This is a genomic window from Noviherbaspirillum sp., from assembly GCF_035654295.1.
GTDB lineage: Bacteria > Pseudomonadota > Gammaproteobacteria > Burkholderiales > Burkholderiaceae_D > Noviherbaspirillum.
The window spans coordinates 1-25,933 of sequence record NZ_DASRXF010000042.1 but is presented as its reverse complement, the minus strand read 5'-3'; the positions used below and the strand labels follow the sequence as shown (position 1 = coordinate 25,933).

General features: G+C 63.3%; 28 protein-coding genes, 1 tRNA gene and 1 riboswitch. Of the genes, 19 read left to right on the top strand and 10 right to left on the bottom strand.

Annotated elements, in window-relative coordinates:
* Positions 1 to 45 precede the first annotated feature (45 nt).
* The 9 genes from VFF99_RS04980 (at position 46) to VFF99_RS04940 (ending at position 11,306) form a co-directional block, all read left to right on the top strand.
* Entirely contained in the window at positions 46 to 4,275 is a 4,230-nt protein-coding gene (locus VFF99_RS04980) for a hypothetical protein (protein WP_325015554.1), read from the top strand.
* A gap of 192 nt (positions 4,276 to 4,467) precedes the next feature.
* Positions 4,468 to 5,589 carry a tetratricopeptide repeat protein gene (locus VFF99_RS04975; RefSeq protein ID WP_325015552.1) on the top strand — a complete coding sequence of 374 codons (1,122 nt, stop codon included), beginning with the start codon at positions 4,468 to 4,470 and terminating at the stop codon, positions 5,587 to 5,589.
* A gap of 62 nt (positions 5,590 to 5,651) precedes the next feature.
* Positions 5,652 to 6,857, top strand: coding sequence for a L,D-transpeptidase family protein (locus tag VFF99_RS04970; protein WP_414691502.1), 1,206 nt, complete (start codon positions 5,652 to 5,654; stop codon positions 6,855 to 6,857).
* Between the two features lie 442 nt (positions 6,858 to 7,299).
* The gene (locus VFF99_RS04965) at positions 7,300 to 8,376 is read left to right on the top strand and encodes a hypothetical protein (protein ID WP_325015548.1); all 1,077 of its coding nucleotides are present in this window, start codon (positions 7,300 to 7,302) and stop codon (positions 8,374 to 8,376) included.
* A 285-nt stretch (positions 8,377 to 8,661) separates the two neighbouring features.
* The gene (locus VFF99_RS04960; protein ID WP_325015545.1) at positions 8,662 to 8,916 is read left to right on the top strand and encodes an AbrB/MazE/SpoVT family DNA-binding domain-containing protein; all 255 of its coding nucleotides are present in this window, start codon (positions 8,662 to 8,664) and stop codon (positions 8,914 to 8,916) included.
* A complete protein-coding gene (locus VFF99_RS04955; protein WP_325015543.1) occupies positions 8,910 to 9,230 on the top strand; it encodes a type II toxin-antitoxin system PemK/MazF family toxin in 321 nt (106 codons plus the stop codon). Before VFF99_RS04960 ends, VFF99_RS04955 begins: the two co-directional genes overlap by 7 nt.
* A gap of 17 nt (positions 9,231 to 9,247) precedes the next feature.
* A complete protein-coding gene (gene flhD, locus VFF99_RS04950) occupies positions 9,248 to 9,568 on the top strand; it encodes a flagellar transcriptional regulator FlhD (RefSeq protein WP_325015541.1) in 321 nt (106 codons plus the stop codon).
* A 103-nt stretch (positions 9,569 to 9,671) separates the two neighbouring features.
* A complete protein-coding gene (locus tag VFF99_RS04945) occupies positions 9,672 to 10,676 on the top strand; it encodes a hypothetical protein (RefSeq protein WP_325015539.1) in 1,005 nt (334 codons plus the stop codon).
* A 165-nt stretch (positions 10,677 to 10,841) separates the two neighbouring features.
* A complete protein-coding gene (locus VFF99_RS04940; protein WP_325015537.1) occupies positions 10,842 to 11,306 on the top strand; it encodes a hypothetical protein in 465 nt (154 codons plus the stop codon).
* Positions 11,307 to 11,627: 321 nt separating this feature from the next.
* Here the strand turns inward: VFF99_RS04940 and VFF99_RS04935 are convergent, their stop codons facing one another.
* The 10 genes from VFF99_RS04935 to VFF99_RS04890 form a co-directional block, all read right to left on the bottom strand.
* Positions 11,628 to 11,831: a hypothetical protein gene (locus VFF99_RS04935; protein ID WP_325015535.1), complete on the bottom strand. Its 204-nt coding sequence runs from the start codon at positions 11,829 to 11,831 to the stop codon at positions 11,628 to 11,630.
* Positions 11,832 to 12,228: 397 nt separating this feature from the next.
* Positions 12,229 to 12,304, bottom strand: a tRNA-Lys gene (locus tag VFF99_RS04930).
* A gap of 108 nt (positions 12,305 to 12,412) precedes the next feature.
* Positions 12,413 to 13,162, bottom strand: coding sequence for a tol-pal system protein YbgF (ybgF, locus tag VFF99_RS04925; protein WP_325015533.1), 750 nt, complete (start codon positions 13,160 to 13,162; stop codon positions 12,413 to 12,415).
* Between the two features lie 116 nt (positions 13,163 to 13,278).
* Positions 13,279 to 13,800, bottom strand: a complete 522-nt coding sequence (gene pal / locus VFF99_RS04920; RefSeq protein WP_325015531.1) for a peptidoglycan-associated lipoprotein Pal — start codon at positions 13,798 to 13,800, stop codon at positions 13,279 to 13,281.
* A 40-nt stretch (positions 13,801 to 13,840) separates the two neighbouring features.
* Positions 13,841 to 15,112 (bottom strand): Tol-Pal system beta propeller repeat protein TolB, encoded by a 1,272-nt coding sequence (gene tolB, locus VFF99_RS04915; RefSeq protein ID WP_325015529.1) that lies wholly within the window; start codon positions 15,110 to 15,112, stop codon positions 13,841 to 13,843.
* A 6-nt stretch (positions 15,113 to 15,118) separates the two neighbouring features.
* Positions 15,119 to 16,003, bottom strand: a complete 885-nt coding sequence (gene tolA, locus VFF99_RS04910; protein ID WP_325015527.1) for a cell envelope integrity protein TolA — start codon at positions 16,001 to 16,003, stop codon at positions 15,119 to 15,121.
* Positions 16,000 to 16,437 (bottom strand): ExbD/TolR family protein, encoded by a 438-nt coding sequence (locus VFF99_RS04905; protein WP_325015525.1) that lies wholly within the window; start codon positions 16,435 to 16,437, stop codon positions 16,000 to 16,002. Before VFF99_RS04905 ends, tolA begins: the two co-directional genes overlap by 4 nt.
* Positions 16,437 to 17,138 (bottom strand): protein TolQ, encoded by a 702-nt coding sequence (gene tolQ / locus VFF99_RS04900; RefSeq protein ID WP_325015523.1) that lies wholly within the window; start codon positions 17,136 to 17,138, stop codon positions 16,437 to 16,439. Before tolQ ends, VFF99_RS04905 begins: the two co-directional genes overlap by 1 nt.
* A 65-nt stretch (positions 17,139 to 17,203) precedes the next feature.
* Positions 17,204 to 17,623: a tol-pal system-associated acyl-CoA thioesterase gene (ybgC, locus tag VFF99_RS04895; RefSeq protein ID WP_325015521.1), complete on the bottom strand. Its 420-nt coding sequence runs from the start codon at positions 17,621 to 17,623 to the stop codon at positions 17,204 to 17,206.
* A 46-nt stretch (positions 17,624 to 17,669) separates the two neighbouring features.
* Positions 17,670 to 18,416 (bottom strand): SDR family oxidoreductase, encoded by a 747-nt coding sequence (locus tag VFF99_RS04890; protein ID WP_325015519.1) that lies wholly within the window; start codon positions 18,414 to 18,416, stop codon positions 17,670 to 17,672.
* A 141-nt stretch (positions 18,417 to 18,557) separates the two neighbouring features.
* Positions 18,558 to 18,662, top strand: a riboswitch (ZMP/ZTP riboswitch).
* Positions 18,663 to 18,751: 89 nt separating this feature from the next.
* Between VFF99_RS04890 and glyA the strand changes: the two genes are divergently transcribed.
* The 10 genes from glyA to VFF99_RS04840 form a co-directional block, all read left to right on the top strand.
* Positions 18,752 to 19,996, top strand: coding sequence for a serine hydroxymethyltransferase (glyA, locus tag VFF99_RS04885; RefSeq protein ID WP_325015517.1), 1,245 nt, complete (start codon positions 18,752 to 18,754; stop codon positions 19,994 to 19,996).
* A gap of 166 nt (positions 19,997 to 20,162) precedes the next feature.
* Complete coding sequence (nrdR, locus tag VFF99_RS04880; protein ID WP_325015515.1) at positions 20,163 to 20,633, top strand: transcriptional regulator NrdR; 471 nt, start codon at positions 20,163 to 20,165, stop codon at positions 20,631 to 20,633.
* A 72-nt stretch (positions 20,634 to 20,705) separates the two neighbouring features.
* The gene (gene pilV / locus VFF99_RS04875; protein ID WP_325015513.1) at positions 20,706 to 21,260 is read left to right on the top strand and encodes a type IV pilus modification protein PilV; all 555 of its coding nucleotides are present in this window, start codon (positions 20,706 to 20,708) and stop codon (positions 21,258 to 21,260) included.
* A gap of 12 nt (positions 21,261 to 21,272) precedes the next feature.
* Positions 21,273 to 22,220 (top strand): PilW family protein, encoded by a 948-nt coding sequence (locus VFF99_RS04870; RefSeq protein ID WP_325015511.1) that lies wholly within the window; start codon positions 21,273 to 21,275, stop codon positions 22,218 to 22,220.
* Between the two features lie 29 nt (positions 22,221 to 22,249).
* A complete protein-coding gene (locus VFF99_RS04865) occupies positions 22,250 to 22,831 on the top strand; it encodes a pilus assembly PilX family protein (RefSeq protein WP_325015510.1) in 582 nt (193 codons plus the stop codon).
* Positions 22,818 to 23,270: a type IV pilin protein gene (locus VFF99_RS04860; RefSeq protein WP_325015508.1), complete on the top strand. Its 453-nt coding sequence runs from the start codon at positions 22,818 to 22,820 to the stop codon at positions 23,268 to 23,270. Before VFF99_RS04865 ends, VFF99_RS04860 begins: the two co-directional genes overlap by 14 nt.
* Before the next feature lie 3 nt (positions 23,271 to 23,273).
* Complete coding sequence (locus VFF99_RS04855; protein ID WP_349256564.1) at positions 23,274 to 23,819, top strand: GspH/FimT family pseudopilin; 546 nt, start codon at positions 23,274 to 23,276, stop codon at positions 23,817 to 23,819.
* A 43-nt stretch (positions 23,820 to 23,862) separates the two neighbouring features.
* Entirely contained in the window at positions 23,863 to 24,954 is a 1,092-nt protein-coding gene (gene ribD / locus VFF99_RS04850; RefSeq protein WP_325015504.1) for a bifunctional diaminohydroxyphosphoribosylaminopyrimidine deaminase/5-amino-6-(5-phosphoribosylamino)uracil reductase RibD, read from the top strand.
* Between the two features lie 13 nt (positions 24,955 to 24,967).
* Positions 24,968 to 25,582, top strand: a complete 615-nt coding sequence (locus VFF99_RS04845) for a riboflavin synthase (RefSeq protein ID WP_325015502.1) — start codon at positions 24,968 to 24,970, stop codon at positions 25,580 to 25,582.
* Positions 25,583 to 25,673: 91 nt separating this feature from the next.
* On the top strand, positions 25,674 to 25,933 hold a 260-nt coding region (locus tag VFF99_RS04840; protein WP_325015500.1), incomplete at its 3' end, for a 3,4-dihydroxy-2-butanone-4-phosphate synthase.

The following is a 25,933-nucleotide window of genomic DNA, read 5'->3' as shown; positions in this document are numbered from 1 at the left end:
GCGCACCCAGAATAAACCGGAATCGCTCATCCAGCGGGAGCAGATATGGACACCAAACAGGCGATGCACAAGAACCCCGGATTCCAGGGCGGGGCCCTGGAGGACGAGGACATGGACGGCGCGATCACGCAGAAAGATGCGCTGCAGTCGCGCGCCGGCGGTGTCGACCTGAAGGCGATCCGCGAGGCGATTGCGCGTGTCGAGGCGGAAGCCAAGGCCACCGTCGCCGCGGAAAACCGCGCCCACGCCGAAGCCCGCGCCCGCTCGCTGGCGGAAGAACGTGCCCGGCTGGAGGCGGCTGCAGCCGCCGAGGCTTACCAGAGCGCCCGCGCGGCGGAGGAAGCCATCCAGGCGAGCCGCGCGCGGCTGGATGCCGAGCGCCAGGCGCGCGAAGCTGCAGAAGCCCGCGCTGCCGCCGTCAAGAAAGAAATCGCAGAACTGCGCGCCCGCGCCGAAGCCGAGGCCGAGGCCAAGCGCATGGCCGAGGAACGTGCGCGCACTGAAGCGGAAGCACGCCGCCGCGCCGCGGAACAGATCGCCGCCGAAACCGAACTTGCCGCCCGCGCTTCCGCAGCCGTGGAAGAGCTGGCCCAGGAAACCGAACTGGCCCGCTGGCAGGCGGCGCAGCGCGTTGCCGCCGCCCAAGCGGCCAAGCAGGAAGCGGAAGCCCGCGCTCGCGCCGACGCACGCATCGCCGAACTGGCACGCGAACAGGAGCGTCGCGAGAAGGAAGCCCGCGTCTCGGCGGAAATGCTCGCGAGGGCACGCAGCGAGGCACTGGAAATCGCCCGCGAGCGTGAACGCGCGGAAGAGCTTGCGCTGCAGGCCGCGCTGAGCCGCGCACCGGCCGAAGTGCGCGCACGCGAGGAAGCCCGCGCCCGCGCTCTTACCGAGCAGGAGCAGGAAGCGACTGCGCAGGCGCGTATCGACATGGAGCGCAAGACCGCGCAGACGCTTGCCTTGCGCCTGCAGGCAGAATCAGAGATGCGCGAGTCCGCGGCCCGCCGTCAGCATGCAGAATCGGTTGCCGCCGCAGCAGCAGAAGCCCGCCGGGATGCCGAAGAGCGCATCCGCATTGCCACCGAAGCCCGCATCCGCGTCGAGCGCGAGCTGCAGGAAAGGGCGCTGGCGCGCATCGAGGCCGAGCATCATGCCGACCAGCAGGCGCGCGCCCGCGCCGCGGCGGAAGAGCGCGCCATCGAGGAAGCCCGCGAGCGCGCCGCCGCGGAACAGAAAATCACCGAAGCAGCCAAGGCACGTGCTGACGAAGAGCAGCGCGCGCGCCACATCGTCGAAAAGCGTGTCGAGATCGAGCGCGCCGCCGCGAAAATGGCTGCCGACCAGGCCGCTGCCGAACAGGAGGCGTATCGCCGCGCCGCGGAACATGCGGAACTGCAGCGCCAGAATGCCGAACTCGCTGCAGCCAAGGCGCGCGAGGCAATGGAAGCCGCGCGCGTGGAACGCGAACGCGCCGATGCGGAGCAGAACGCCGTCGCTGCGCTGCAGGAAAAGATCCGCGCCGAAGAAGCTGCGATCGCCGAAGCCAACGCGCGCGCGCAGGCCGAGCGCCAGCATGCCGGCTTGCTGCGCGACCAGGAACAGGCGGAGCAGGCAGGCCGTATCGCCAAGGAACAGGAATGTGAAGCGGCAAAGCTCGCGCTGGCCAAGGCGATCGAGCGTGCCGATGCCCAGCGCGAAGCCGCGCAGGCTGCGCTGCAGAAGGCCCGCGAAGCGGTGGAACTGGCACGCATCGAGCGCCAGCGCGCGCAAGATGAGCAGCAGGCGCTGGCCGTGCTGCAGAAGAAGGTACAGATCGAACGCCAGCGCGCGGAGCTTGCGCAGAAGGCGCTCAAGGCCGCACAGGAAAAGCTGGCCGCCGAACAGGCGGCGCACGCCGAGGCCGAAGCCCGCCTGCGCGCCGAGCAGGAACAGGCCGCCGCGCTGCGCGAACGCGAGGAAGCCGATCGTGCACTGGCTGCTGCGCGCATGGCTGAAGCTACTGCCGAGAAACACAGCGCGGAACAGACCCGCGCCGCCGCCGAGCTGCAACGCAAGGCTGCGCAGGCCGCATTGCTGAAGGCGCGCGAAGCGACTGAAGTGGCCCGCGTCCAGCGCGAGCGCGCCGAAGCCGAACAACGCGCGGCACAGGCCGAGCAGGACCGCCGCCAGGCCGAAGAGGCTGCGCGCAATGAAGCCGAGGCACGCGCCCGCGGCGAGGAAAGCCATGCCGATCTGCTGCGCGCCCGTCAGCAGGAAGAACTTGAGGCGCGCCGCGCCGTCGAGGCCAAGTGCGCCGCCGAGAAGCTCGCGCTGGAACAGGCTGCGCAGCGCGCCGAACATGAGCGCCAGGCCGCCGAAGCCGCCGAAGCCCAGGCGCGCGAAGCCGTCGCCCTGGCACGTACCCAGCAGGAGCGCGCAGCCGCCGAACAACAGGCGCTGGAAGCGATCCAGAAAAAGCGCGCGTCAGAAGAAGCGGCGCGCAACTATGCCGCCGAGCGTGCGCGTATCGAATCCGAGCTTGCCGAAACCGTGCGCGCCCGTGAAGAAGCCGAGCAGGCTGCGCTTGATGCCGTGGCCGCAAAGCAGGCCTCGGAAAAGCAGCAGCGCGAAGCCGCCGAGCAGCAGGCGCAACTGGCCCGCCAGGCTGCCGAAGCCGCCGAAGCGAATGCACGCGCCGCCGTGGAACTGGCACGCGCCGAACAGCAGCGCGCGGAAGCGGAGCAGGCCGCGCTGGAAGCGGCGCAGAAACACCTGGCCGCCGAGCAGGCGCTGATTGCCGAAGCGGAGGCCCGCGCCCGCGCGGAACGCGAACAGGCAGAGACCATCGCCGCCCGTGAGCAGGCTGAACACATTGCGCGCAAGGCTGTCGAGGCGCAGCTGATGGCGGAAAAGCAGCAGATGCAAAAGGCCGCCGAGCGCGCCGAGCTGGAGCGCGCCGCTGCCATCGTGGCGCTGAAGAAAGTCCGCGAAGCGATCGAACTGGCCAAGGTGGAACAGGCGCGCGTCGCCGCTGAGCAGCAGGCGCTGGCCGCCATCCAGAACAAGCTGGAAGCCGAGAAGAAGCTGCGCGCCGAGGCGGAAGGCCGTGCCCGCGCCGAGCAGGAACAGGCCGAAGCGTTGCAGGCGCGCGAACAGGCCGAGCGCAGCGCGCGCGAGTCTGCCGAAGCGCAATGCGAAGCCGAGAAGCAATTGCTGGAGAAGGCGGCGGAGCAGGCCGAGTCGCAGCGCAAGACCGCCGAGATCGCGATCGCCAAGGCGCGCGAAGCGATCGAGCTGGCAACGGCCGAGCGCCAGCGCGCCAATGCCGAACAGAAAGCGTACGCCGCCTTGCAGGAAAAGCTGCGTGCCGAGCGCGAACGCACTGCCGCTGCCGAGAAGGCAATGGCCGCCACCGAACTGCGGCTGGCAGCGGAGCGGAGCGCCTGCGAAGATGCGCAGGCACTGGAACGCATCGAGAGCGGCCTGGCCCGCATCACCCGCGCACGGGAGGAGGCAGCGCGCAGCGCCCGCCTGTCCGCGGAGGCGCGCGAGGCAGCCGAGAAGCAATTCCTTGAAAAGGCCGCCGAGCAGGCGGAATCGCAGCGCATCGCCGCCGAGGCAGCGGAAGCCAAGGCGCGCGAAGCGATCGAACTGGCACGCCTGGAAAGCGGGCGCGCCAAGGCAGAGCAGGAAGCGCTGGCGGCGATTCAGGAAAAGGTGCGTGCGGAAGAGGTCGCCCACGCCGAGGCGGAAAAGCGCGCCGCGCTGGAGCGCGAAGCCGCCGATCTGGCGACGCGCCGCATGGAAGCCGAAACCGAAGCCCGGGCCGCCGAGGAGGCGAGGGCGGAGGCGGAGCGCCGCGCGCTGGAAGCGGCCCGCCGCCAGCGTGAATACGCGACCTCCACGACCGAGCAGGCGGACGCCCTGCGCGAGCAGTGCGAGCGCGAACAGGAAGAAGCCAAGGCGCTTGCCGAGGATCTCCTTGAACGCATGAAACACAAGAACGGTGCAGTCGGCGACTGGCGTGTCCGCGCCGAGGCCGTGCTGGCGGACTCGCCGGTGCCGGCGTCGAAGGTGCGCACCGTTCGCCGTCCGCTCGCCGCGATGCTGGGCGGCGCCGCTTTCGTCGCCGGGATCGCGGTCGCGGCCACGTTCACGATGCAAGATGCGCAGCCCGCTTTCACCCAGACCTCGGCCGGACCGGTACATGCCGCTACCGGCGCCGTGGTTCCCGCCAAGTTGCAAATGTCGTATCAGCTCAGCGTGCCGGAGCAGGCTCCCGCCGACGCAGAATGATGCCCGCCTGACATGACCGGAGGCCCCCGCCAAACGCGGGGCGCCGCCCCGGTTGTCCGTTTGGTACGCGAGGTGCTTCAAAATGGCGTATTTAAGCCAGTGCGGTTAGAATTCACTGGTTTCAAATTGCGGTTTGCCTTGCATCCACACTTGGGATGCCTGCAGCCTCGCCGCAAAACGCCGAACATCCACATGACTTTTTCGACGCGCCGCATGATCAATCTCCGTTTGCGTTCCGCAGTAACCAGGACCGTCGCCGTGTCCGGCCTCCTCGCAGCACTGTTCGCCGCTCCTGCATTTGCCGACGACTACTCCGACGTGACCAAGTTCATGCGCGCGGGCCAGTACACCGAGGCGCTCTCGCGCGCCGATGCCTTCCTCTCGCGCAATCCGCGCGACGCGCAGATGCGCTTCCTGAAGGGCGTGATCCTGACGGAGCAGAACAAGTCGGCCGAGGCGATCGCGGTCTTCACCAAGCTCACCGAAGACTTCCCCGGCCTGCCCGAGCCGTACAACAACCTCGCCGTCCTGTATGCCGCTTCCGGCCAGTTCGAGAAGGCGCGTATCGCCCTCGATACCGCGATCCGGACCAACCCGAGCTACGCCACCGCATACGAGAACCTGGGCGATGTGCATGCAAAGCTGGCCAGCCAGGCGTACGACAAGGCGCTGCAGCTCGATTCCGCCAATTCCGCCGCCAAGTCCAAGCTGACGCTGGTGCGTTCGCTGGTCGGCAACATGGGTAATCCTGTCGCGAGTGCGAAAGCGCCCGAACCCGCGCCGACCGTCGTGGCGAAGGCTCCCGTACCCGCTCCGGCACCTGCACCGGCGGCAGCCGCCAAGCCCGCACCGGCACCTGCACCGGCAGCACCGGCACCGGCGCCGCAAGTGGCCAGGGCCGAACCCAAGGCTGAACCCAAGGCCGAGCCGAAGCCTGAGCCCAAGGCCGAACAGAAGCAGGCACGCAACGATGACGACCGCGAGGACGTGCTCAAGGCCGTCAACGGCTGGGCGCGCGCCTGGAGCTCGCAGGACGTGAAAAGCTACCTGAACTACTACGGCAACGACTTCCAGACGCCGAGCGGCGTGGCCCGCAAGGCCTGGGAAGAAGACCGCCGCGCGCGCATCGTCGGCAAGGGCAGCATCAGCGTCAAGGTCGAGGCGCCGCAGGTGTCGATCAACGGCAATACGGCGACGGTGAAATTCCGCCAGGTCTACATTTCGGACCGCCTGACGGCCAATACCCGCAAGACACTCGTACTCGCCAAGCAGGGCGGCAAGTGGCAGATCAAGCAGGAGACAACGGGTAGCTGATGTTTCGCTTCCAATTGACAAATAGCGGCGCGGAACGGCGCTCGCCGCGGGCGCTGCTCCTGATGGCGTCGTGGATCGTGGCAGCCGGCATGAGCGCGGCGCCGGCAGTGGCGGCAAAGAAGCAGCCGGCCCGCGCGCCTGCCGCTGCGCCCGCACCTGTAGCCGAGGCCGAAGATCCGGAAGTCCTGCTGATCGAGGTCTATAAGGCGCTCGGCGCCAACGACCTGCGCAAGGCGCTCGCACGCGCCGACAAGCTGGTGGAAGCCTATCCCACCTTCCGCCTTGGCCATCTGATCCGCGGCGACCTGCTGCTGATGCAGACCCAGCCGGTGAAGACCCTCGGCGCCGTGGACGGGCCGGAGGACAAGCTCAAGAACCTGCGCGAAGAGGCGATGGTGCGCCTGAAGTCGCTGCGCGAGCGTCCCGACCCGGACCTGATTCCGCGCCTGGTCCTCAAGCTGCGCGAGGACCAGAAGCATGTGCTCGTGGTGGATGCCCGCCGTTCCCGCCTGTACGTGTACGCGAACCGCGGCGGCCAGCTCAAGCTCGTGACCGACTACTACGTCAGCCAGGGCAAGTATGGCGTCAACAAGCTGAAGGAAGGCGACCAGCGCACGCCCATCGGCATTTACTACATCACCAGCCATCTGCCCGGCGCGCGCCTGCCCGACTTCTATGGCTCGGGCGCGCTTCCGATCAACTACCCGAACGAATGGGACAAGATCAACGGCCGCAGCGGCTCGGGCATCTGGCTGCACGGAACGCCTTCGGACAGCTTCAGCCGTCCGCCCCTGGCGTCGGATGGCTGCGTCGTGCTCACCAATCCCGACCTGCACAAGCTGGCCAGCTCCGTCGAGATCGGCAAGACGCCGGTGGTGATCGCCGAGAGCGTGGACTTCGTCAACAAGACGAAATGGGAAAACGACCGCAGTCTTGCCGCCCGCCTTGTCGACGGCTGGAAGCGCGATGTCGAAAGCCTGAGTGCGGCGCGCATCGGGGAAAACTATTCGCGCAAGTTCAAGTCGGAACGCGGCGAGAGCCGCGAGGTATGGCTGAGCAAGAACCAGCAGTTCATGAGCGGCGTGAAGAACGTGTCGGTGACGCTGCGCGACATGACCCACTTCTTCTATCCCGGCCGCGAGGACATGATCGTCAGCACCTTCACCCAGGAAGCGCAGTTCGGCAAGAACAAGACCTCGATCCGCAAGCGCCAGTACTGGGCGCGCGAGGGCGCGCAATGGAAGATCGTGTACGAACTGAACCTGTGACGCGAACAGCGCTTTGCTGAACGGCTGCCCGCAGGCAGCCGTTTTTCTTTGCGGCGGGAAAAACCGGCGAACGCCTGGAAACGTTGCATTGACGCAGCGCGCTCACCTGCATGATGCCGATCAATGGACGTTCGGATTCATTGCTGCGCCCCTGTGCCAGCTCAGCGGTACTGCCTTTCCTGTTGAACTTAGGTGTCCTGCCGAGGGTCATTCGTTTGCGCAGGCAACTGCATCGCCTGCGTCAGCAAACATGCAATGCCCAGCTTGCGGGACGGATAATCCGGGCAACGCCGCGGTATGCGTCTCATGCCATACGCCGCTACATCACGCGCGTGCACGTGCACGGCGGCCGGGCGGGTATGCGTACGCCAGGTATGCCATTCCCGGCGTGTACTCGTACCTGCAATCCGCTCGGGCAGACAGGATCAGGAGGACGAGATACTTGACCGGATCATCACCTGCCCGGCACACGCCTGCCGGCACGAAGACCTTTCCCGAGAGCCGCGCAGGAGAATGGACTGCACGACAGGGCGCGCACCCGGCTGCAAACCCGGGCAGCGGCGAGCGTATCGAGCCGCGGATAGAAGATTACGGCATGCCCTCCGATGCCTATGAAAGATTGCATGGGATCGGGCGGGACTTCGGAGAGCATCATCCGCCGCAGCGAGGCGGCCTGGCTCGCCTGTCGCGGTTGACCCTGATGGCCGGCGTGTTCATCATCGGCGCGGGCGTCGGACTTGCCGCCGCATGGTGGCTGTACCACGATCCGCCGTTTGCCACGATTCCCGCGTCGCAAGTGCGCAGTATTCCATCGTCTCCTGCCGCCGGCGTCCAGCGTCCCGCCACCGTGCGCGGCATCAGTCCGGGCGAGCTGCCCTATGACGGCGCACCGCCGCCTTCCATCGCCGAGCCTGCCATCGACGATCGGCCGGCTATCGCCGCGGAGGGCGGGGAAGCCGCCGCAAGGGTGGACGCTTCCGGCGACAGCGCGGCTGAGGCCGATGAAGTGCGCACGGTCGAGAGCAATGCCGACCGTACTGCCGAGCGCGATGGCGAAACCGAGCCTCCGAAGGCAGCTGCCGCTGCAACCCGCAACCCTGTAGTGAAATCCGCGGACAGGAGCGACGAACCGAAAGCCGCAAAGCCGGCCGCGCAGGGCAGCGCCGGCGTGGCGAGCGCGGTTCCCAAGCGCAAGAGCGCGCCCCGCTCCGACCGTGAAATCGAACGTATCCGCCAACAGGCTGAGGACGAACTAAAAAAAAAGACTGAGCATGGACGCGGCCCGGGCGAATCCCGGCAGGGGGCCAAGCAAGGCGCCCGCGACGACGACCGCGCCGGCAATCGCGCATCTGCACGAAATGCACCCATCGCCCGTGTAGCCGCGACGCGCACCATGCTGGCCCGCTGCGAGCGGAGCGGCAATTTCATCCGCCGCGAGATTTGCCGCTGGCAAGTCTGCAACGGCTCCTGGGGCAAGAACGGCTGCCCGTCCTATCAGCAACAAACGTCCACCTACTGATCCCGGCGGCACAGTGCGGCGTGCTTTCCGTGCCGTGCAGCCCTCACGTATCCATCCCCCTCGTTCCTTGGCTGACCCGCTTCAGGCGGTGCCCATTCCTGCCCTTTCTTGCCCTTGCTTCATGTCTTTCATTAGAAATATATCAGGCAAAACTTCAGGTTCGGATAAACATAGTTCGTACATTTGCGCAATAGAGATGCGTAGTTCCAACATTGTTCAAATAAAAAGTTTTCCAGACGGCAAACTTGTTGTACTATGTTGTTACATTCTGTTAAAGGAATTTCCATGAAGACTGCCATCCGCAAGATGGGTAACTCGCAAGGGGTCCTGATCCCCAAGCCGTTCCTGTTACAGACCGGTCTTGATATCGGCGAGGTAGAAATCGAGGTCGAGAACGAATCGATCGTGATTCGCAAGCCGAAGCGGAAGTCACGCGAGGGCTGGGCGCAGGCATGCCAACGCCTGGCGGAGAAGCAGGCGGCCGAGGCGATTGCCTGGCCGCTCATTGCCGACAGCGCGGACGCAGATATTTCATGGTGATGCGGGCAGAGGTATGGCTGGTCGACTTTGAAAAGCCGATCGGCAGCGTGACGCAGCAGCGATGGCCGTGCGTCGTGGTCTCGCCCGAGGAAATGGATGAGTACCTCAGCACGCTCATTCTTGCGCCCATGAGCACGCGGGAAATACCGGCGCCGTTCCGGATCCCGGTGCGGTTCATGGGCAAGGAAGGCTTGATCCTCCTGGATCAGATTTGCACGTTGGAGAAGTCGCGGTTGATAAGAAAGCTGGGCGCCATTGATGAACCGACGATGGTCAAGGCTCTTGAAGTTCTACAGGAAGTTTTCGCTTACTAAGATAAGGACCGACTCACATGGCTAACGACTATTTGGCAGAGATTCGCGACGTCAATCTCAGTTACCTGATGATCGCGCAGCAGATGATCCGTGATGACCGCGCGGAAGCGATTTTCCGCCTCGGCATCAGCGGCGAGATCGCCGACCTGCTGGCGGGCATGAGCAACGCGCAGGTGCTGAAGCTAGCCGGTTGCAACGTCATGCTCTCCCGCTTCCGCTTCAACGACACCGAGATACTCTCGACACTCTTGCGCGACAAGGCGGGCAATGCCACTGCGACCGCGCCGCTGCATGCGTCGATCATCATGTCGTCGCAGGCGCCAGAAGCAGTTCTGTAAGGTCTTGCGGAGAATATGCCGGCCCTGTCACCATACCTCGCCATGCATGTTGCGCCCCGCGAGGCGGGCGTGTACGTGCGCGCGTTGACGGGAGGTCGGTAAGATGCAGGCGCTCGAATTGCGCGACAACGCGCTGCAATGGGAAACCGAACGGCAGAACCGGCTACTGCAGAGCGCCGCTGAACAACGCAAGAAGCAGACGCGTCTTGAAGCCGTGCAACGGCAGCAGACACCGGAGGCGAAATCCGAAGCGGCGGCATCCATCCGGCTCGATGAATGGGTCGACAAGGTCAACGCCATTCCCGATATCCGCTCCGCACTGGTTCCCCTCGATGACGAGGAGGGCTGGAGCAAACCGTTCTCACTTGCCAAGGCCGACCTCGAGCCGTGGCTTTCGTACTTCAGAGGGTATCGCCAGTCGCGCCTGTTCCTGGCTCACGCCGTGCATGACGCAGCGAGCCCGGATGCCGCGAGCATCGATTACCCGGTGCGCGCGCTGCTCGAACTCCGGCGCGCGGACGCGCGGATCATCACCGAGCCGCCGGTCCAGATCAACGGACAGGTCGACTATTTCGACACCGAAGCCGTCATCGCCGCCGGCCACGAGGCGAGCGAATTCCGCGCCTCGCTGCGCGGCGCCATCCTGAACCACGACAAACAGCTCAAGCTGGCCGAGGAAAAAGGCCGTGAAATGGGTGATGCGCTGCATGAGGCATTGATGGGGGAGGGGCACGCCAACCTCATCGGGGCGTGGGAAAAAGTCTTCAAGCGCAAACCGAACATCGACGAATTGCACCAGATGCTGACCTCGGGGCGCGTTCGCGTTTCTGCGGAGAAGAAGCAAATCATTACCGAGACGCGCCCGCCGGTTCCGGAGATGCCGGCCGCTGCGCCTGTGCTGCGGCCGTCGCCGGAAAAGCGGCCGGTCATGCCGCCGCCGGAACCGTCCCAGGCAAGCGTGCCTGCAACAGAGGATGACGACGACGAAGCCGTCGTTACGCTGTCGACATATGCGAAGAAGGAAGCGCCTGCGCGCAAATTTCTCTGGCCGGCAATCCATGCCGCGATCGGCTGCGCTGCGCTTGCTGCCTATATCTTCGTGTTCTGAGTACTGCCCGCAGGCTGCTTCCATCTCGGCACTTGATGTTGAGCGTGGACGAAGACGAGGTCAAGGCCCGGGCGGCTTGGAAAATGACAACAGCTCCCACCGCCAAGGGCGGTCCCAGAATTCATTCCTAATGTAGAATCCCGCGCTCCTATTGACGGAGGGGCAATGAATCGAATTGGAAACATGACTTTACGGGAGGCGGGCGCCGTTTTCTTGGCGCTTGCGTTGTTTGTTGCGGCCTTCGTGGTCGGCTACCATTTCGGCGCTGCTTGGGCGGGCCGGATCGGCTCGCTAATCATCATAGTCGGGGTATGGTTTGCCTTCAGCGATATCCCTCAGGTACTTCGAGAGCAGGCAGAACGCATGTCAGGCATCCGGCTTGAACTCGAAATCTATTCGGAAATCGATCGCCTGGAGGACGAGCGACACTACCCGCTGAATGACGAAGAAAAGGCCCAGGTGAGGCGCCGCGTGACGAACGAAAAGAAGAAGAATCTGCAAAAGGCAGCGGGAGCCTCCGCTGAGCGTTTCGTGCTGGTTGAAGTACTTATCGTGTGCATCGGCACGTTCGTCAACGGTTTTGGGGAATGGATCGTCGTCTGCATGAAGGCAGGGAAGATCGGATGGTAGAAGCTCAGCCGGGCATCGCATTGCCGGAGATGCTACGAGGCGGTGCGTGATCTCAATGAATGCCTCGACAAGTACGCAATGTCAAGGCGGATCCAGGAGCAAGGCGCGGGAAATGCTCTTGGCCCGCGGGGAAAAAGGGCTGCGGCAATGGCACAAGAATGGCCAAAGGAAACGTTTCCTTCGAATTCAAGACCTTGTGGAAAAGGTAAGTCGTTCTCGGCAACTTGACCGCGACGGTGATTAAGTCCCCGATTTGAACTGATCGCCGCTTGCGCCGGCGCCGGTCTGATCCCTGATGGATGTTGCACGTGGCCGGCAATTTCACCAAAGGCCAATTTCCTTTCCAGCTTTGTCGAGAGAATCGCGGAGTTCTTCCTTGAAGGTGCTGTCCTCAGGGTCGTCGAGGTTGACGTCGTCTGTAACGCGGGGACGATGGATGTCAATGATTCGCGCCAGGTCTGGAGGGACTGCGTCTTCATCGCGGTGGCGGAGCAACTCCTCCCACTTTTCATGCGTAAAAGTCATGTTCATTTCCTCCTATGTGTCAGTCAGTTTATATCGCTTCCCTAAAACCTCGCCGCCGCCCAGCGCTACTGCTCCACCGCCGAATCATGGACGGATTCCCCATGCGCAGATAGAAGTTTCGCTCCAGGCGGCCCCGTATTCCTTGCCGTCGACGCTCTACTCATTCAGGGCATCGATGCAGGCCTGTTTGATTACGGGAAGTGCGCTTAAAGGAGAGCCGGATCGGTCTTGGGGTGGCCCGTGAATGGCCAGCGTCTGGTGAGCGGAGCGCTCAGGCCGGCAAGATCCGTGATTTCGAATGCCATGAAGGCCGCCGAAACTTAGACGCTGTCTATCAAGACTGTCCAAAGCCAGATAAAGAAAAAGCGGTCGCTATTGCTAGCAACCGCTTTAGTTCTGGTGGGTCGTGCGTGACTCGAACACGCGACCAACGGATTAAAAGTCCGCTGCTCTACCGACTGAGCTAACGACCCGAAAGCACAAGATTATATTGAACTTTCGTACTGCCTGTCAATTCGCTCACGTTACTTTTTTGCAGGAAGCAGTGCGCGCATCCGAATGGAAATTTCTGAACGCGCAGCTCACTTCAACACGGCCAAGCGTTCCTTCGCCGTTTGCGCTGCCGGCGCATCCGGATACTGCGCAATCAACGTCTCCAGCGTTTTCCTCGCGGCTGCCTTGTCCTTGAGTTCCATGTGGCAGCTGGCGATGTTGAGCAGCGCATCCGGCGCCTTGGGGTTGTCCGCGTAATTCTTCACGACGATCTGCTGTGCCGCGATGGCGTTCTTGTAGTCGCGCTGCGCGTAGTAGGTGTTGCCGAGCCAGTATTGCGCGGACGGTGTCAGGCCCGACTGCGGGTAGCGGCGAGTGAAGTCGTAGAAGGCGGCGCCGGCATTCTTGTAGTCGCCGGCCTTGAAGTAGGCGAGGGCGGCGTCGTATGCCTTTTGCTCGCCCTGTTCCATCATGACTTCCTTGCCGTCGATGGTGACCTTCTGCGGCTCCATCTTGCGCAGCCGGCCGTCGAGGTCGACGTAGAAATCTTTCTGGCGCTTCTGTGCGTTAGCCAGTTCGTTGGTCAAAATCTCGACCTGGCCGCGCAGGCGCGCGATCTCCTGGCGCAACTGTTCATTCTGGTTGTTGAGGTCGAGGCTGTTGGTCTTGTCTGCCTTGGCGTTGATCTCCGACTGCATGTTGTTGAGCCGGGCGCGAATTTCGAGGATGGCTTTGCGCGCTTCCTCGTCTTCGAACAGCGCCGCCTGCGATTGCAGGGGCAGCAAAGAAAATGCGGCCACGAAGGCCGCTGCAAGTGATGATTTGATGGTCTTGTTCATGATCGCTCTTGAACGTATAGAAAACCGTTTGTTCCCTTGTTGGTTTCCCCTTCCAGGCCGTGAGCTTGGAAGGGGCGGGGGATGAGCTTTGGAGACCGCCACTCATCACTGCGTGATTACTGATAGGCCAGGTCGGCGCGGCGGTTTTCAGCCCATGCAGCTTCGTCGCTGCCTTGTGCCTTCGGCTTCTCTTCGCCGAACGACACGGCTTCCATCTGCGCGTCGGACACGCCGAGCAGGGACAGGGACTTGCGTACTGCTTCTGCGCGCTTCTGGCCCAGTGCGAGGTTGTACTCGCGGCCGCCACGCTCGTCGGTGTTGCCCTGGATGACGATCTTGCGGCCCTTGTTGGCGGCCAGGTACTTGGCGTGCGCGTCGACCACCGGCTTGAACTCGTCCTTGACGATGAAGCTGTCGAAGTCGAAGTAGACGCTGCGCTTGGCCAGGATGCCCTTCGGGTCGTTCAGCGGATCGGTGGATCCGGTGGTGACCGGAGCGATCGTGCGCGCGTCGGCCGTGCTTGCCGCGCCCGTACGGTCTTCTACCTTGACGTTGTCATCCAGCTTGACCGACGAACCGCAGGCGGTGAGGCTGAAAACGCCGGCCAGAATGACGGCAAGAGTGGTGGTGTTACGCATTTCCTTGTTCTCCCAAGTAAAAAATTTCTGAAAACCCATATTATTTCATGAACGGGCCCCAAGTGGGCTCCCGAATATCGCCTGTTTGGGTTGTCAGGCGGTGTTTGACGCGGCCGTCGACCGACACGACCGCCAGCGCACCACGGCGCCCGGCCTCGGTGGCATACATGATGTACTTGCCGTTCGGCGAGAAGCTGGGCGACTCGTCCCGGGTCGTGTCGGAGAGGCGCATTTCCTGGCCGTTCTGCAGATCCATGATGTACAACTGGAAACGTCCCTCGCGACGCGAGATGTATGCCAGGTTCTTGCCGTCTGGCGAGACGCGCGGGCTGATGTTGTAGCTGCCGTTGAAGGTGACGCGCTGTGCGTCGCCGCCGTTGGCGCTCATGCGGTAGATCTGCGGGCCGCCGCTGCGGTCGCTGGTGAAGTAGATGAATTGGCCATCGGCGGAGAATTGCGGCTCGGTCTCGATGCCGTTGGTATTGGTGAGCTGGCGCAGGTTGCTGCCGTCGGCGTTGACGCTGTAGACCTGCGTGTAACCGTTGCGCGACAGGGCGACGGCCAGCCTGCTGCCGTCCGGCGACCACGAGGGCGCGGAGTTGCTGCCGCGGTAGTTGGCGACGGCGATGCGCTGGCGGTTGGTGAGGTCTTGCACGTAGACGACCGGCTTCTTGTTCTCGAACGAGACGTAAGCGACCTTTGTGCCGTCCGGCGACCACGTCGGGGAGATGATCGGCTCGTTGGAGCGCAGGGCGACCTGCGTGCCTTCGCCGTCGGAATCCGCGACTTCGAGGCGGTACTCGTTGCCTGCCTTGGTGACGTACGCGATGCGGGTGGCGAATGCGCCGCGCACGCCGATCAGCTTTTCGTAGATGTCATCGGCGATCTTGTGGGCCGCGACGCGGAGGCGGTCCGGGCCGGCGACCTGGCCGAAGCCGGAAAGGTTGGAGGCCTTCACCGTGTCCAGCAGGCGGTAGCGCACGTCGTACCGGCCGTCGGCCAGGCGTTGCACGCTGCCCACCACCAGAGCGTCGGCGCCCTGTGCTTTCCATTCGCCGTAGTTGACCGGCGTCGTTTCCGACATGGTGTTGCCGGTGTCGATGATCTTGAAGTAGCCGCTGCGCGCGAGATCGGCCTTCACGATGGCGGTGACCTGTTGCGGGGCCAGCGTCTCGTCGGCGAAACCGGCGATGGCAATGGGGATCTGGGTCGCGCCCACGCCCGAGGTTTCCACCCGCAGCTGTGCCTGGGCCAGGCTGGCGAGACTGAATGCGAATACGGCAAATCCACGCAAGAAGAAATTTTTCATCATGGTTGCTTACTGGTCTTTCGGTTTATGGATGCCAATGAAAGTGGAGGGCACGGCGCCCGACTTGTCCCGCGGATAGGGCTGGGAGCGTTCGATGGCGCGTGACACCGCTTCATCGAATCCGGGCACGCCGGAGGATTTGAGCTTGCGGATGCCCGCCACGGAACCGTCCGGCAACAGCCGGACCTCGTATTCTACCGGGGGGTTGCCTTGCAGGCCTTCCGGCACGATGAAGGCGATGTTCGAGCGGATCTTGGCGGCGATACGCTGCACGTAGTCGCCGTCGGCGCGGCCGCCCTGCGACTTCGGCGCCTCGCCGGTGCCGCCGGTGCCCACGGCGCCGGTGATGCGCTTCATGTCTTCCTCACGCAGCTTGGCCATCAGTTTCTGGTCGGCCTCGTCCTGCTTGCGCTTTTTCTCGGCGGCTTCTTTCTTCGCCTTTTCCGCTTTTTCTTTCTCGGCGCGCTTGGCTTCCTCTAGCTTGGCCAGCTTCTCTTCCTCGCGCTTCTTCTCTTCCTCGCGCTTCTTTTCCTTGGCGAGGCGTTCCTCTTCTTCCTTGCGCTTCTTCTCTTCTTCCTTGCGCTTCTTTTCCTTCTCCAGCGCGATGTCCGGCTTCACGACCGGCGGTTCCTCGACCTTGGGCTTCGGCGGCTCCGGGGCGACCGGCTTCGGCTCGGGTTCGGGTTCCTTCACCTGCGGCGGTTCCGGCACCGGCGCGGCTTCGCGCGGCTGCGGGTCCCAGACCTCGGCTTCGATCGTCACCGGCGTTTCGCTCTGCCAGGTCACGCCGACCCAGAGGAAAAGGAGCAGCGCGGCATGAACCAGCGCCGCCAGAAACAGCGCGCGTCCGCCGCCGGGCTCCTTTGGAACGTAATACGGTGTGGCTTCTGTCATTGCTTCGTCGCCAGGCCCACGCGGTTGATGCCGATCTTCTTGGCTTCCGAAATCACCTGGATTACTTCGTCGTACTTGATGTCCTTGTCGGCGGAGATCATCACCGGCAGTTCCGGATTTGCGGCGTGCATGGTGCGCAGTTTCTGCACCAGTGCGCTGCGCCCGCCGACCTTTTCCTGCTGGCCGCTGCCGTTCTTGCCGCCGGTGAGGGCGATGGTTGCGGTCGTGTCAGGCTTGAGCGAGACCTGGATGTATTCCGTCGGCGGCAGCGCGGACTTGGCTGCCGTCGGCAGGTTGATGACGCCCGGATTGGTCAGCGGCGCCGCGACCATGAAGATCACGAGCAGTACCAGCATCACGTCGATGTACGGCACGACGTTGATTTCCGACTTGAACTTGCGGCTGCGCCCGCCGCGCATGGAACTGTTCGCCATCAGCGGACCTGTCGTTGCAGGATGTTCGAAAACTCTTCGATGAAGCTCTCGAAACGGATTGCGAGGCGGTCGATGTCATGCGAGTAGCGGTTGTATGCCACCACCGCCGGGATCGCCGCGAACAGGCCGATCGCCGTGGCGATCAGTGCTTCCGCGATGCCGGGCGCGACAGATGCGAGCGTCGCCTGCTGCACATTGGCCAGGCCGCGGAAGGCATTCATGATGCCCCACACGGTGCCGAACAGGCCGACGTAGGGCGACACCGAGCCGACCGATGCCAGGAAGGCAAGGTGGGATTCGAGCGCATCCATCTCGCGCTGGTATGCCGCGCGCATCGCACGGCGCGCGCCGTCGATCATGCTGCCCGGGTCGACCGCGCCCTTGCCGGCGAAGCTGGCCTTTGCCTTGATGAACTCGCCCATGCCCGACTCGAAGATGCGCTCCAGGGCGCCGCTCGTGCCGCCGCTGCGGCGACGGTTCGAGGTTGCCTCTTCATACAGGGCGTTCAGGTTGCCGCCCGACCAGAAGGCGCGCTCGAAATCCTCGGTCTGCGTCTGCGCGCTCTTGATGGCAAACATTTTGCGGAAGATGTAGGTCCAGCTCATGATCGAGACGAGCAGGAGCAGGGCCATGACCAGCTGCACGAGGAGCGATGCATTGTTGATCAGGGCAATGAAAGACAGATCTTGAGTGACGGTCATCGGTTTCTGTTAAATGTTTGCAAAGTGTTCCTGCGGCACGCGCCGGCAGCGTGCAGCGGAGAAAATCATCCGGTGTTCTTTATCCGGTCGAGCACTTCGTCCGGAATCGGACTGGGCCGGAAGCTGCCTGTACCCACGCAGCCGACCTTGATGCGGCCGCTGGCCAGCAGCCGGAGATCCTCTCCCTCGACGCGCCAGGCTTCTTGTAGGAATTGCACAGAGGCGCGCCCGAGCCTTTCGACAACGACGGAGAGTTTCAGTTCATCATCTAATTTCGCGGGGGCATGATAATCGACCGCGGTGCTTTTGACCACGAACATCACCCGATGCGATTCCGACAAGAGCTGCTGGCCGATGCCGGACGCGCGGAGCCATTCGGTCCGCGCCCGTTCGAAGAACTTCAGGTAGTTTGCATAAAAGACAACGCCGCCGGCATCGGTATCTTCATAGTAGACCCGGACGTTCCAGGTGAAATCGGTGCTCATTGCGCGCGGACCTGTTCTCCGCGAGTTGCTGCTTCGTGGTGCTTCATCAGAGGTTTCGTTTGACGTTGAAAGGAGCGAAGCCCTGGCAGGTGGGCATCATTTCGATGTAATTGATGTTCACGTGCGGGGGCAGGTTGGCGATCCAGAATGCTGCTTCGGCAATGTCCTTGGCGGTGAGCGGTTCGGTGCCTTCGTAGACCTTCGCCGCGGCCGCATCATCCTTGAGGCGGACGTTCGAGAATTCCGTGCCGCCGCACAGGCCGGGCGCGATATTGGTGGCGCGCACGCCTGTGCCCACTAGGTCGGCGCGCAGGTTCAGGGTGAACTGGTCGACGAAGGCCTTGGTGGCGCCGTAGACGTTGCCGCCCGGGTAGGGGTAGGCGCCGGCTACCGAACCGATGTTGATCACGGTGCCGCGGCCGCGCGCGACCATGCCGGGCAGGATGGCGCGGGTCATGGTGACGAGCCCGGTGCAATTGGTCGCGATCATGGTTTCCCATTCTTCCAGCGAGGCCTTGTGCGCGGGCTCGATGCCGAGCGCGAGGCCGGCATTGTTGATCAGCACGTCGATTTCTTTCCAGTCGTCCGGCAGCGCGTCGAGCGCGGCGTTGATCGACGTCTTGTCGCTGACGTCCATGGCCACCGGAAGAACGAAGGAGCCGAACTCGGCTGCGAGGCTGTCGAGGCGCTCCTTGCGGCGCCCGGCCGCGATCACGTTGTGGCCCGCACGGGCGAATCTGCGCGCCATTTCAGCGCCGAAGCCGGAGGTTGCACCTGTAATCAGAACGATCATGTTGTATTCCTTTCGTGCGTGGCGTGGAGTTGCCAAAATTGTAGCCTAAAGGGACAGGGGCGAGGCATGCCGTGCGGCAGCAGCGCGCCGAAATCCGCATTCTTGCCGAATCAAGGTAGCTATCTTACAATCTAGGTCCATTTCGTCTCACGTAACTGGCGAGACGCCGGAGCAGCAGTCCGGCGGAAAGGTGGAAATCCACCGGGGAACGTGAGATATCCATAGCCGTTCGCCTGGGCAGCCCAAATGGAATGCACGACTGAGGCTGCCTGTCATCTTCCTTTGGCCCTCATTCGATTCAGGCAAACCGATTTGCAATCGATTGGAGATTTTTCATGTTCGCAAAAGACCATACCATCGCCAAAGTTGATGCCGAACTTTGGTCCGCCATCCAGCAGGAAAACCAGCGCCAGCAAGACCACATCGAGCTGATCGCATCGGAAAACTATACCTCGCCGGCCGTCATGGAGGCGCAAGGCTCGCAGCTCACCAACAAGTATGCCGAAGGCTATCCGGGCAAGCGCTACTACGGCGGCTGCGAGTACGTCGACATTGCCGAGACCCTGGCCATCAACCGCCTGAAGGAACTCTTCGGTGCCGAAGCCGCCAACGTGCAGCCGAACTCCGGCTCGCAGGCCAACCAGGGCGTGTTTTTCGCAATGCTCAAGCCGGGCGACACCATCATGGGCATGTCGCTCGCCGAAGGAGGCCACCTGACCCACGGCATGGCGCTCAACATGTCCGGCAAGTGGTTCAACGTCGTGTCCTACGGCCTGAACGAAAAGGAAGAGATCGACTACGACGCGATGGAACGCCTCGCGCACGAGAAGAAGCCGAAGATGATCATCGCCGGCGCTTCCGCCTATGCGCTGCGCATCGACTTCGAACGCTTCGCCAAGGTCGCCAAGGACGTCGGCGCCTACTTCATGGTGGACATGGCGCATTACGCCGGCCTGATCGCCGCAGGCGTCTATCCGAACCCGGTGCCTTACGCCGACTTCGTCACCTCGACCACCCACAAGTCCCTGCGCGGCCCGCGCGGCGGCGTGATCCTGATGAAGGCCGAGCACGAAAAGGCGATCAACTCCGCGATCTTCCCGGGCATCCAGGGTGGTCCGCTGATGCACGTGATTGCCGGCAAGGCCGTCGCGTTCAAGGAAGCGCTGTCGCCGGAGTTCAAGGCATACCAGCAGCAGGTCGTGAAGAACGCGGATGCACTCGCCAAGACCCTGATCTCGCGCGGCCTGCGCATCGTCTCCGGCCGTACCGAATCGCACGTGATGCTGGTCGACCTGCGCGCCAAGAAGATCACCGGCAAGGAAGCCGAAGCCATCCTCGGTTCCGCGCACATGACCTGCAACAAGAACGCCATCCCGAACGATCCGGAGAAGCCCTTCGTCACCTCCGGCATCCGTCTCGGCAGCCCGGCGATGACCACGCGCGGCTTCAAGGAAGAAGAGGCCGTCAAGGTCGGCAATCTGATCGCCGACGTGCTGGACAACCCGCACGATGCCGCAACCATCGAGCGCGTGAAGGCGGAAGTGAAGAAACTCACCGACGCCTTCCCGGTATACGGTTGAAATCTGCGGCTGAAATTTGCCGGCGCGCGGCCGGCAAATAGGGCTACACTGATCACCACCCCCCTCGAAAGGGGTGGTGATGTTTGCAAAAAGATAATAGAATTGCGCAATTGATAACTTTGCGCTCTGTCTGGAGCGCGTCCAGGATAGGACCCGCGGTCGTTCCATGAAATGTCCCTTCTGTCACCACGAAGACACCCAGGTCATTGATACACGCGTATCGGAGGAAGGGGACACCATCCGCCGCCGCCGCCGCTGTGCGCACTGCGACAAGCGCTTCACCACCTACGAGCGAATCGAATTGTCGATGCCCGTGATCGTGAAGAAGAACGGCAGCCGCTCCGACTACGATCCCGCCAAGCTGCGCGCCAGCTTCATGCTCGCGCTGCGCAAGCGCCCGGTCTCCGCCGATGCCGTCGACGCCGCCATCCAGCGCATCGAAGAGAACCTGCTCACCTCGGGTGCGAGGGAAGTGGTTTCCGGCCATATCGGCGAACTGGTGATGCGCGAGCTCAAGCGCCTCGACAAGATCGCTTACATCCGTTTTGCCTCGGTCTACAAGAGCTTCGAAGACGTCGCCGAATTCCAGGACGCGATCGCCGAAGTCGGCCGCGAACGCAAGACTCCCTCCCGGTAAGAACCCTTTCAAGGTGCGGTAATGCCAGAACGACTCCGTGCGTCTATAATGTTGCATAAATGGCAATTGAAAATGCCTTGCCCTCGCGGCTACTCGCTGATCGAAGTCCTGGTTTCCATTCTTCTCCTTTCCATTGGCTTTCTCGGCACCGCCGGATTGCAGGCTGCGGCAATCCGCGCAACACAGCAATCGGCCTACCAGACCATGGGGTTGCAGCTTGCCGCTGACATCGCCGACACGCTCGGCGTGCTCGCACACGATGAAGCGCTGCTGCCCGGATTCGTGTTCGAGATCGACTACGCAGTCACGCCCGGCACGCGGCAAGTCGCGAACGTCAGGTGCCACTACGCCGCATGCGGGATGCGCGATTTCGCCGCCGCCGAGATCGACGAATGGAAGATGCGCATGGCAAGCACCTTTCCCGCCGCGCGGCTTCGCATCTGCAGGGACGACAGTGCGGGCGAAGACGCGGGGCAGGCATACACCTGGGATTGCGGCGGCGGAGGCGAGGGTGTCCCGTTGGTCGTCAAGCTCGGCTGGAAGGTCAAGAACCCGGACGGCAGCGATGCGGCGCAAGGCAAGGATTTTCCTCCCAGCGTCGTTGTGCCGGTGGCGTCGGTTTCGTAGCGCGGGCATTCGATGCGGCCTGGACTGTACCCCCGGCAATCCTGCGTGCGCCAGCACGGCGTGACGCTGGTCGAGCTGATGATATCGATGACCATCGGCTTGCTGGTGGTCGGCGTTGCGACTGTCCTGCTCGTGTCGGTGAAGTCCGGCTACGTCGTCCAGTCGGACAGTGCACAGATTCTCGATACCGGCCGCCATGCCATCGACATCCTAGTCCGTACCGTGCGCCAGGCTTCTTATCATCATTGGGATAGCGTCGAGGCCGGCACGCTGGACGACATAGACGAACCTGCGGTCTTCGGCATGGATGCAAAGAGCCTGAAAAGCCGCTCCGAAGGCATCACTTCCCCGGTGGCGCGTTCGATCAATGGCAGCGACGTGCTTGCCGTGCGCTTCGGCGGCTCGGGCGCGGGGAGCAACGGGGATGGATCGGTGTTGAACTGCGCCGGCTTCCCGGTCGGCAGCGGAACGCCGAAGGACAAGGGCAAGGACACGCGGGGATGGAGCGTTTTTTATGTCGCCGAGGACGCCACCGGCGAGCCGGAGTTGTACTGCAAATATCCCGGCGAAGAGGGCTGGGCCTCGCAGGCGATCGCGCGAGGGGTGGAGTCGTTCCAGGTCTTGTACGGCCTGGACACGGATGGCGACGGGCTGCCGAATTCGCTTCTCAATGCCAGTGCCGTCGAGGCGATGTCGAAGAACGCGAAAGATGGGCAGGCGCCGTGGAAGAACGTAGTTGAAGTCAAGGTCGCCGTGCTGGTCCGCGGCGGCAATCCTGTGCCGCTCGATATCGAGGGCCGCTATTTCGACCTGTTCGGCGAACCCTATTCCCTGGCGCATGCGAGCCGCGACCGGGGCGTACGGATCCGGGTGGCGGAACTGCCGAAGGCCGACAGGAACCTCGCGCGGAAGGTGTTCGTCTCCAGCATCTGGCTGCGCAACCGGCCGTGGGGAAAGTAAGGGTGAGGCCGGTACCTGCCTGTGTGCGGATGCAGGGCATTGCGCTTGTCGTGTGCCTGCTGATGATGCTGGTCATCCTCCTGCTTGGCGCCTCCGGCGCGCAAATCGCACTTCAGGAAGAAAAGGCGTCTCGTTTCGAAAGGGACAGGATGGTGGCGTTCCAGGCGGCCGAGGCGGCGTTGAGGGATGCCGAGATTGACATCGAGCGCTCCGGCCGCCTCGCCCATTTCGCGGCCGGACAGAGACGTGCCGGCGAATGCGGTGCCGGGCTAGCCAATCCTATGCTCGGGTTGTGCCGGCCGGCGACGCCTGAATTGTTCCCGGTCTGGCAAAAGATCGCCTTGGGCAGGGAGAAGATTTCCGTGCCTTACGGGCATATCACCGGCCGCGTCCTCTCGCAGGGCGATCGCGCCGTGCCCCCGGCTTATCTCATCGAGGTCTTGGGCGAGCCGGCGTACCGGATCACCGCCATCGGCTACGGGACCAGTGGCCGGACGCAGGTCGTGCTCCAGTCCTATTTCAACAAGCCCGCCAAGGGGGCAGGCCGGCGCCTGGGGTGGCGCGAAATCCTGAACTGGGAGGAAGTGCGTGAAGTGCTTGAAGGACTGTAAACCGGCGAGCGGGTTCACGCTCATCCAGGTCATCGTTGCGCTCGCTGTCATTGCGATACTCGCCGGCATCGCCTTTCCTTCATACAAGGAGGCGGTGCGCAAGGGGAAGCGCGCCGAGGGCCGCGCCGCGTTGTACCAACTGATGCTGCAGCAAGAGCGCTTTTACTCCCAGCGCAACCGCTACATTGCGTTTTCCCCCGGCGCAAGCGACGAAGACGGGAAGAGGTTCAAGTGGTACTCCGGCAATTCGCCGGGCACCAGCGCCTACGAGATAAGGGGCGAGGCCTGTGCGAACGACAGCATCGACAACTGCGTGCGGCTGGTGGCAACGCCAGGCTCTGCGCGCGTGGATGCGAGCTTCAAAGATCCGCTGTGCGGCGTGCTGTCGCTGACGAGCACCGGACAAAAAGATGCGAACGCGCCGGAATGCTGGAGGTGAACAATGGCCAGCGCTTGCCGACTCTCGGAAGATCGCGGATACACAGTGATCGAACTGCTTGTGGTCATGGCTGTCGCGGCAATTCTTTTCGCCATCGGCATCCCGAGTTTTGCCGGCCTCCTGCGAGAGGCGCAACTCTCCACCGCGACTAATGACTTCTTCGCTTCGATCAATCTTGCCCGGGCAGAAGCCGTGCAGCGCGGAGTGCGCGTCGACATGGTGCCGACCGGCGACGACGGCGATTGGGCGAAAGGATGGACAGTCTTCGTCGACGAAAACCGGAACCGCCGGCCGGACCACGGCGACCTTGTAATCTTCCGGCACGGCCCCTCGCCGGACGGCATGAAGATCACGGCCAACCTGACCGATTCGACAGTACAATACCTCGCATACAGCGGCTCGGGGCGTACCCGCACGCATGCAAACGCCTACCGGACACAGTTCGGCACCTTCACGCTTGCGCTGGGAAACAAGGCCAGGAAAATCAAGCTGAACTTTGTCGGGCGTCCGCGCGTGTGCAATCCCGAAGCCGATCCGCAAAACTGCTAGCCTGCGCGTCCTCGCGCGGCTCGGACGAACAACCAGGCATTCCGTGCGAATCGAAAACGACATCCAGGCAATGGAACTGGCCCTGCAGTGGGCCGCTAGGTCCATGTTCATCACCACGCCCAATCCACGCGTGGGCTGCGTCATCATCAAGAATGGCATCGTGATCGGCGCCGGCAACACGCAGCCGCCAGGGCAGGCACATGCCGAAGTGCAGGCAATGAAGGATGCGGCCGAACGCGGACATGACGTGCGCGGTGCGACGGTCTATGTGACGCTCGAACCCTGCAGCCATTTCGGCCGTACGCCGCCCTGCGCCGACGCCTTGATCCGCGCCGGCGTGGCGAAAGTCGTGATGGCCGTCGGCGACCCGAACCCGCTGGTTGGCGGCCGGGGACGCGCGATGCTTGAAGCCGCGGGCATCGAAGTCGTGTCCGGCGTGCTCGAAGAACAGGCGCGTGAAATGAACATCGGTTTCATGAAGCGCATGCAGCACGGCAAACCCTGGGTGCGCATGAAGGCGGCCGCCAGCCTGGACGGCGGGACGGCGCTCCACAACGGTGCCAGCCAGTGGATTACCTCGGCCGCTGCACGCGACGACGGCCATTGGTGGCGTGCCCGCGCGTGCGCGGTGCTGACCGGCATCGGGACGGTGCAGGAAGATGATCCGCAACTCAATGTGCGCGCCGTCGAGACACCCAGGCAGCCGCAGCGCATCGTTGTCGACAGCCGCCTCCAGATCAGTCCCGGCGCCCGTATCCTCGAAGGGGGCGGCACCTGGATCGTTACCGCGGTTGCCGATCCGGAGAAGGAGGCGCCCCTGCGCGAGGCTGGCGCAGAAATCATCCGGCTGCCCAATGCGACCGGCAAGGTCGACCTGCCCGCGCTGCTCCAGGAACTGGGCGCGCGCCAGATCAACGAGCTGCATGTCGAAGCCGGCTTCAAGCTGAACGGCTCCCTGGTCCGCGAAGGCTGCGTGGATGAATTGCTGCTGTATCTCGCCCCCAGCCTGCTGGGCGAGGCACGCGGCATGTTTGACCTGCCGGCGCTGGAGTCGCTCGACGGACGGAAGCAGTTGTCCTTCCACGAAATCAAGCAAATCGGCCCGGATTTGCGTATCCTTGCGCGTTTCATCTGATCGGACCCGACCCATGTTTACCGGAATCGTCGCCGCAATCGGCACCATCACTTCCATCACTCCGCTCGGCAACGAGGCGGATGCAGGCGTGCGCCTCACGGTCGATGCCGGAGGGCTGCCCATGGCCGATGTCGCCCTCGGCGATTCGATTGCGCTGAACGGCGCCTGCATGACGGTCGTCAGCAAGACCGAAAGCAGCTTCACGGTCGACGTCTCGCGCGAAAGCCTGAGCCGTACCGCCGGGCTCGACCGGCCGGGCGAAGTCAACCTCGAAAAGGCGCTGACGCTGGCAGACCGCCTTGGCGGCCACCTCGTCTCCGGACATGTCGACGGCCTCGGGACCGTACGCAAGTTCGATCCGGTGGGTGAGTCGATGGAACTGGTGATCGCCGCGCCGAAGGAACTCGCGAAATACCTGGCCTACAAGGGCTCGGTTGTCGTCAACGGCGTCTCGTTGACGGTGAACCGCGTGGAAGACAGCGCGGACGCATGCGAATTTTCGATCAATCTCATCCCGCACACCGTCGAGGTGACGACGCTCAAGCACCTCAAGCCGGGCGTCAAGGTCAACCTCGAGATCGACCTGATTGCCCGCTACGTCGAACGCATGCTCGGTGCGCGCGCCTGAAACTACGCGAGGGCGCCTGCGCAAGTTTCAAACCTGAAAGTTCGAAGGCCCTCAAATCCTTTAAAATAGCGAGCTACACAGGATTCAAGTCATGGCTATTTCGACAACTCAAGAAATCATCGCTGAACTGCGCGCGGGCCGCATGGTCATCCTCGTCGACGAGGAAGACCGCGAAAACGAGGGCGACCTCGTCCTGGCCGCCGAGTTCGTCACTCCGGAAGCAATCAACTTCATGGCCAAGTACGGGCGGGGGCTGATCTGCCTGACCCTGACCGAGGCACGCTGCAACCAGCTGAACCTGCCCATGATGACGACCCGTAACGGGACCTCGTACGGGACGAATTTCACGGT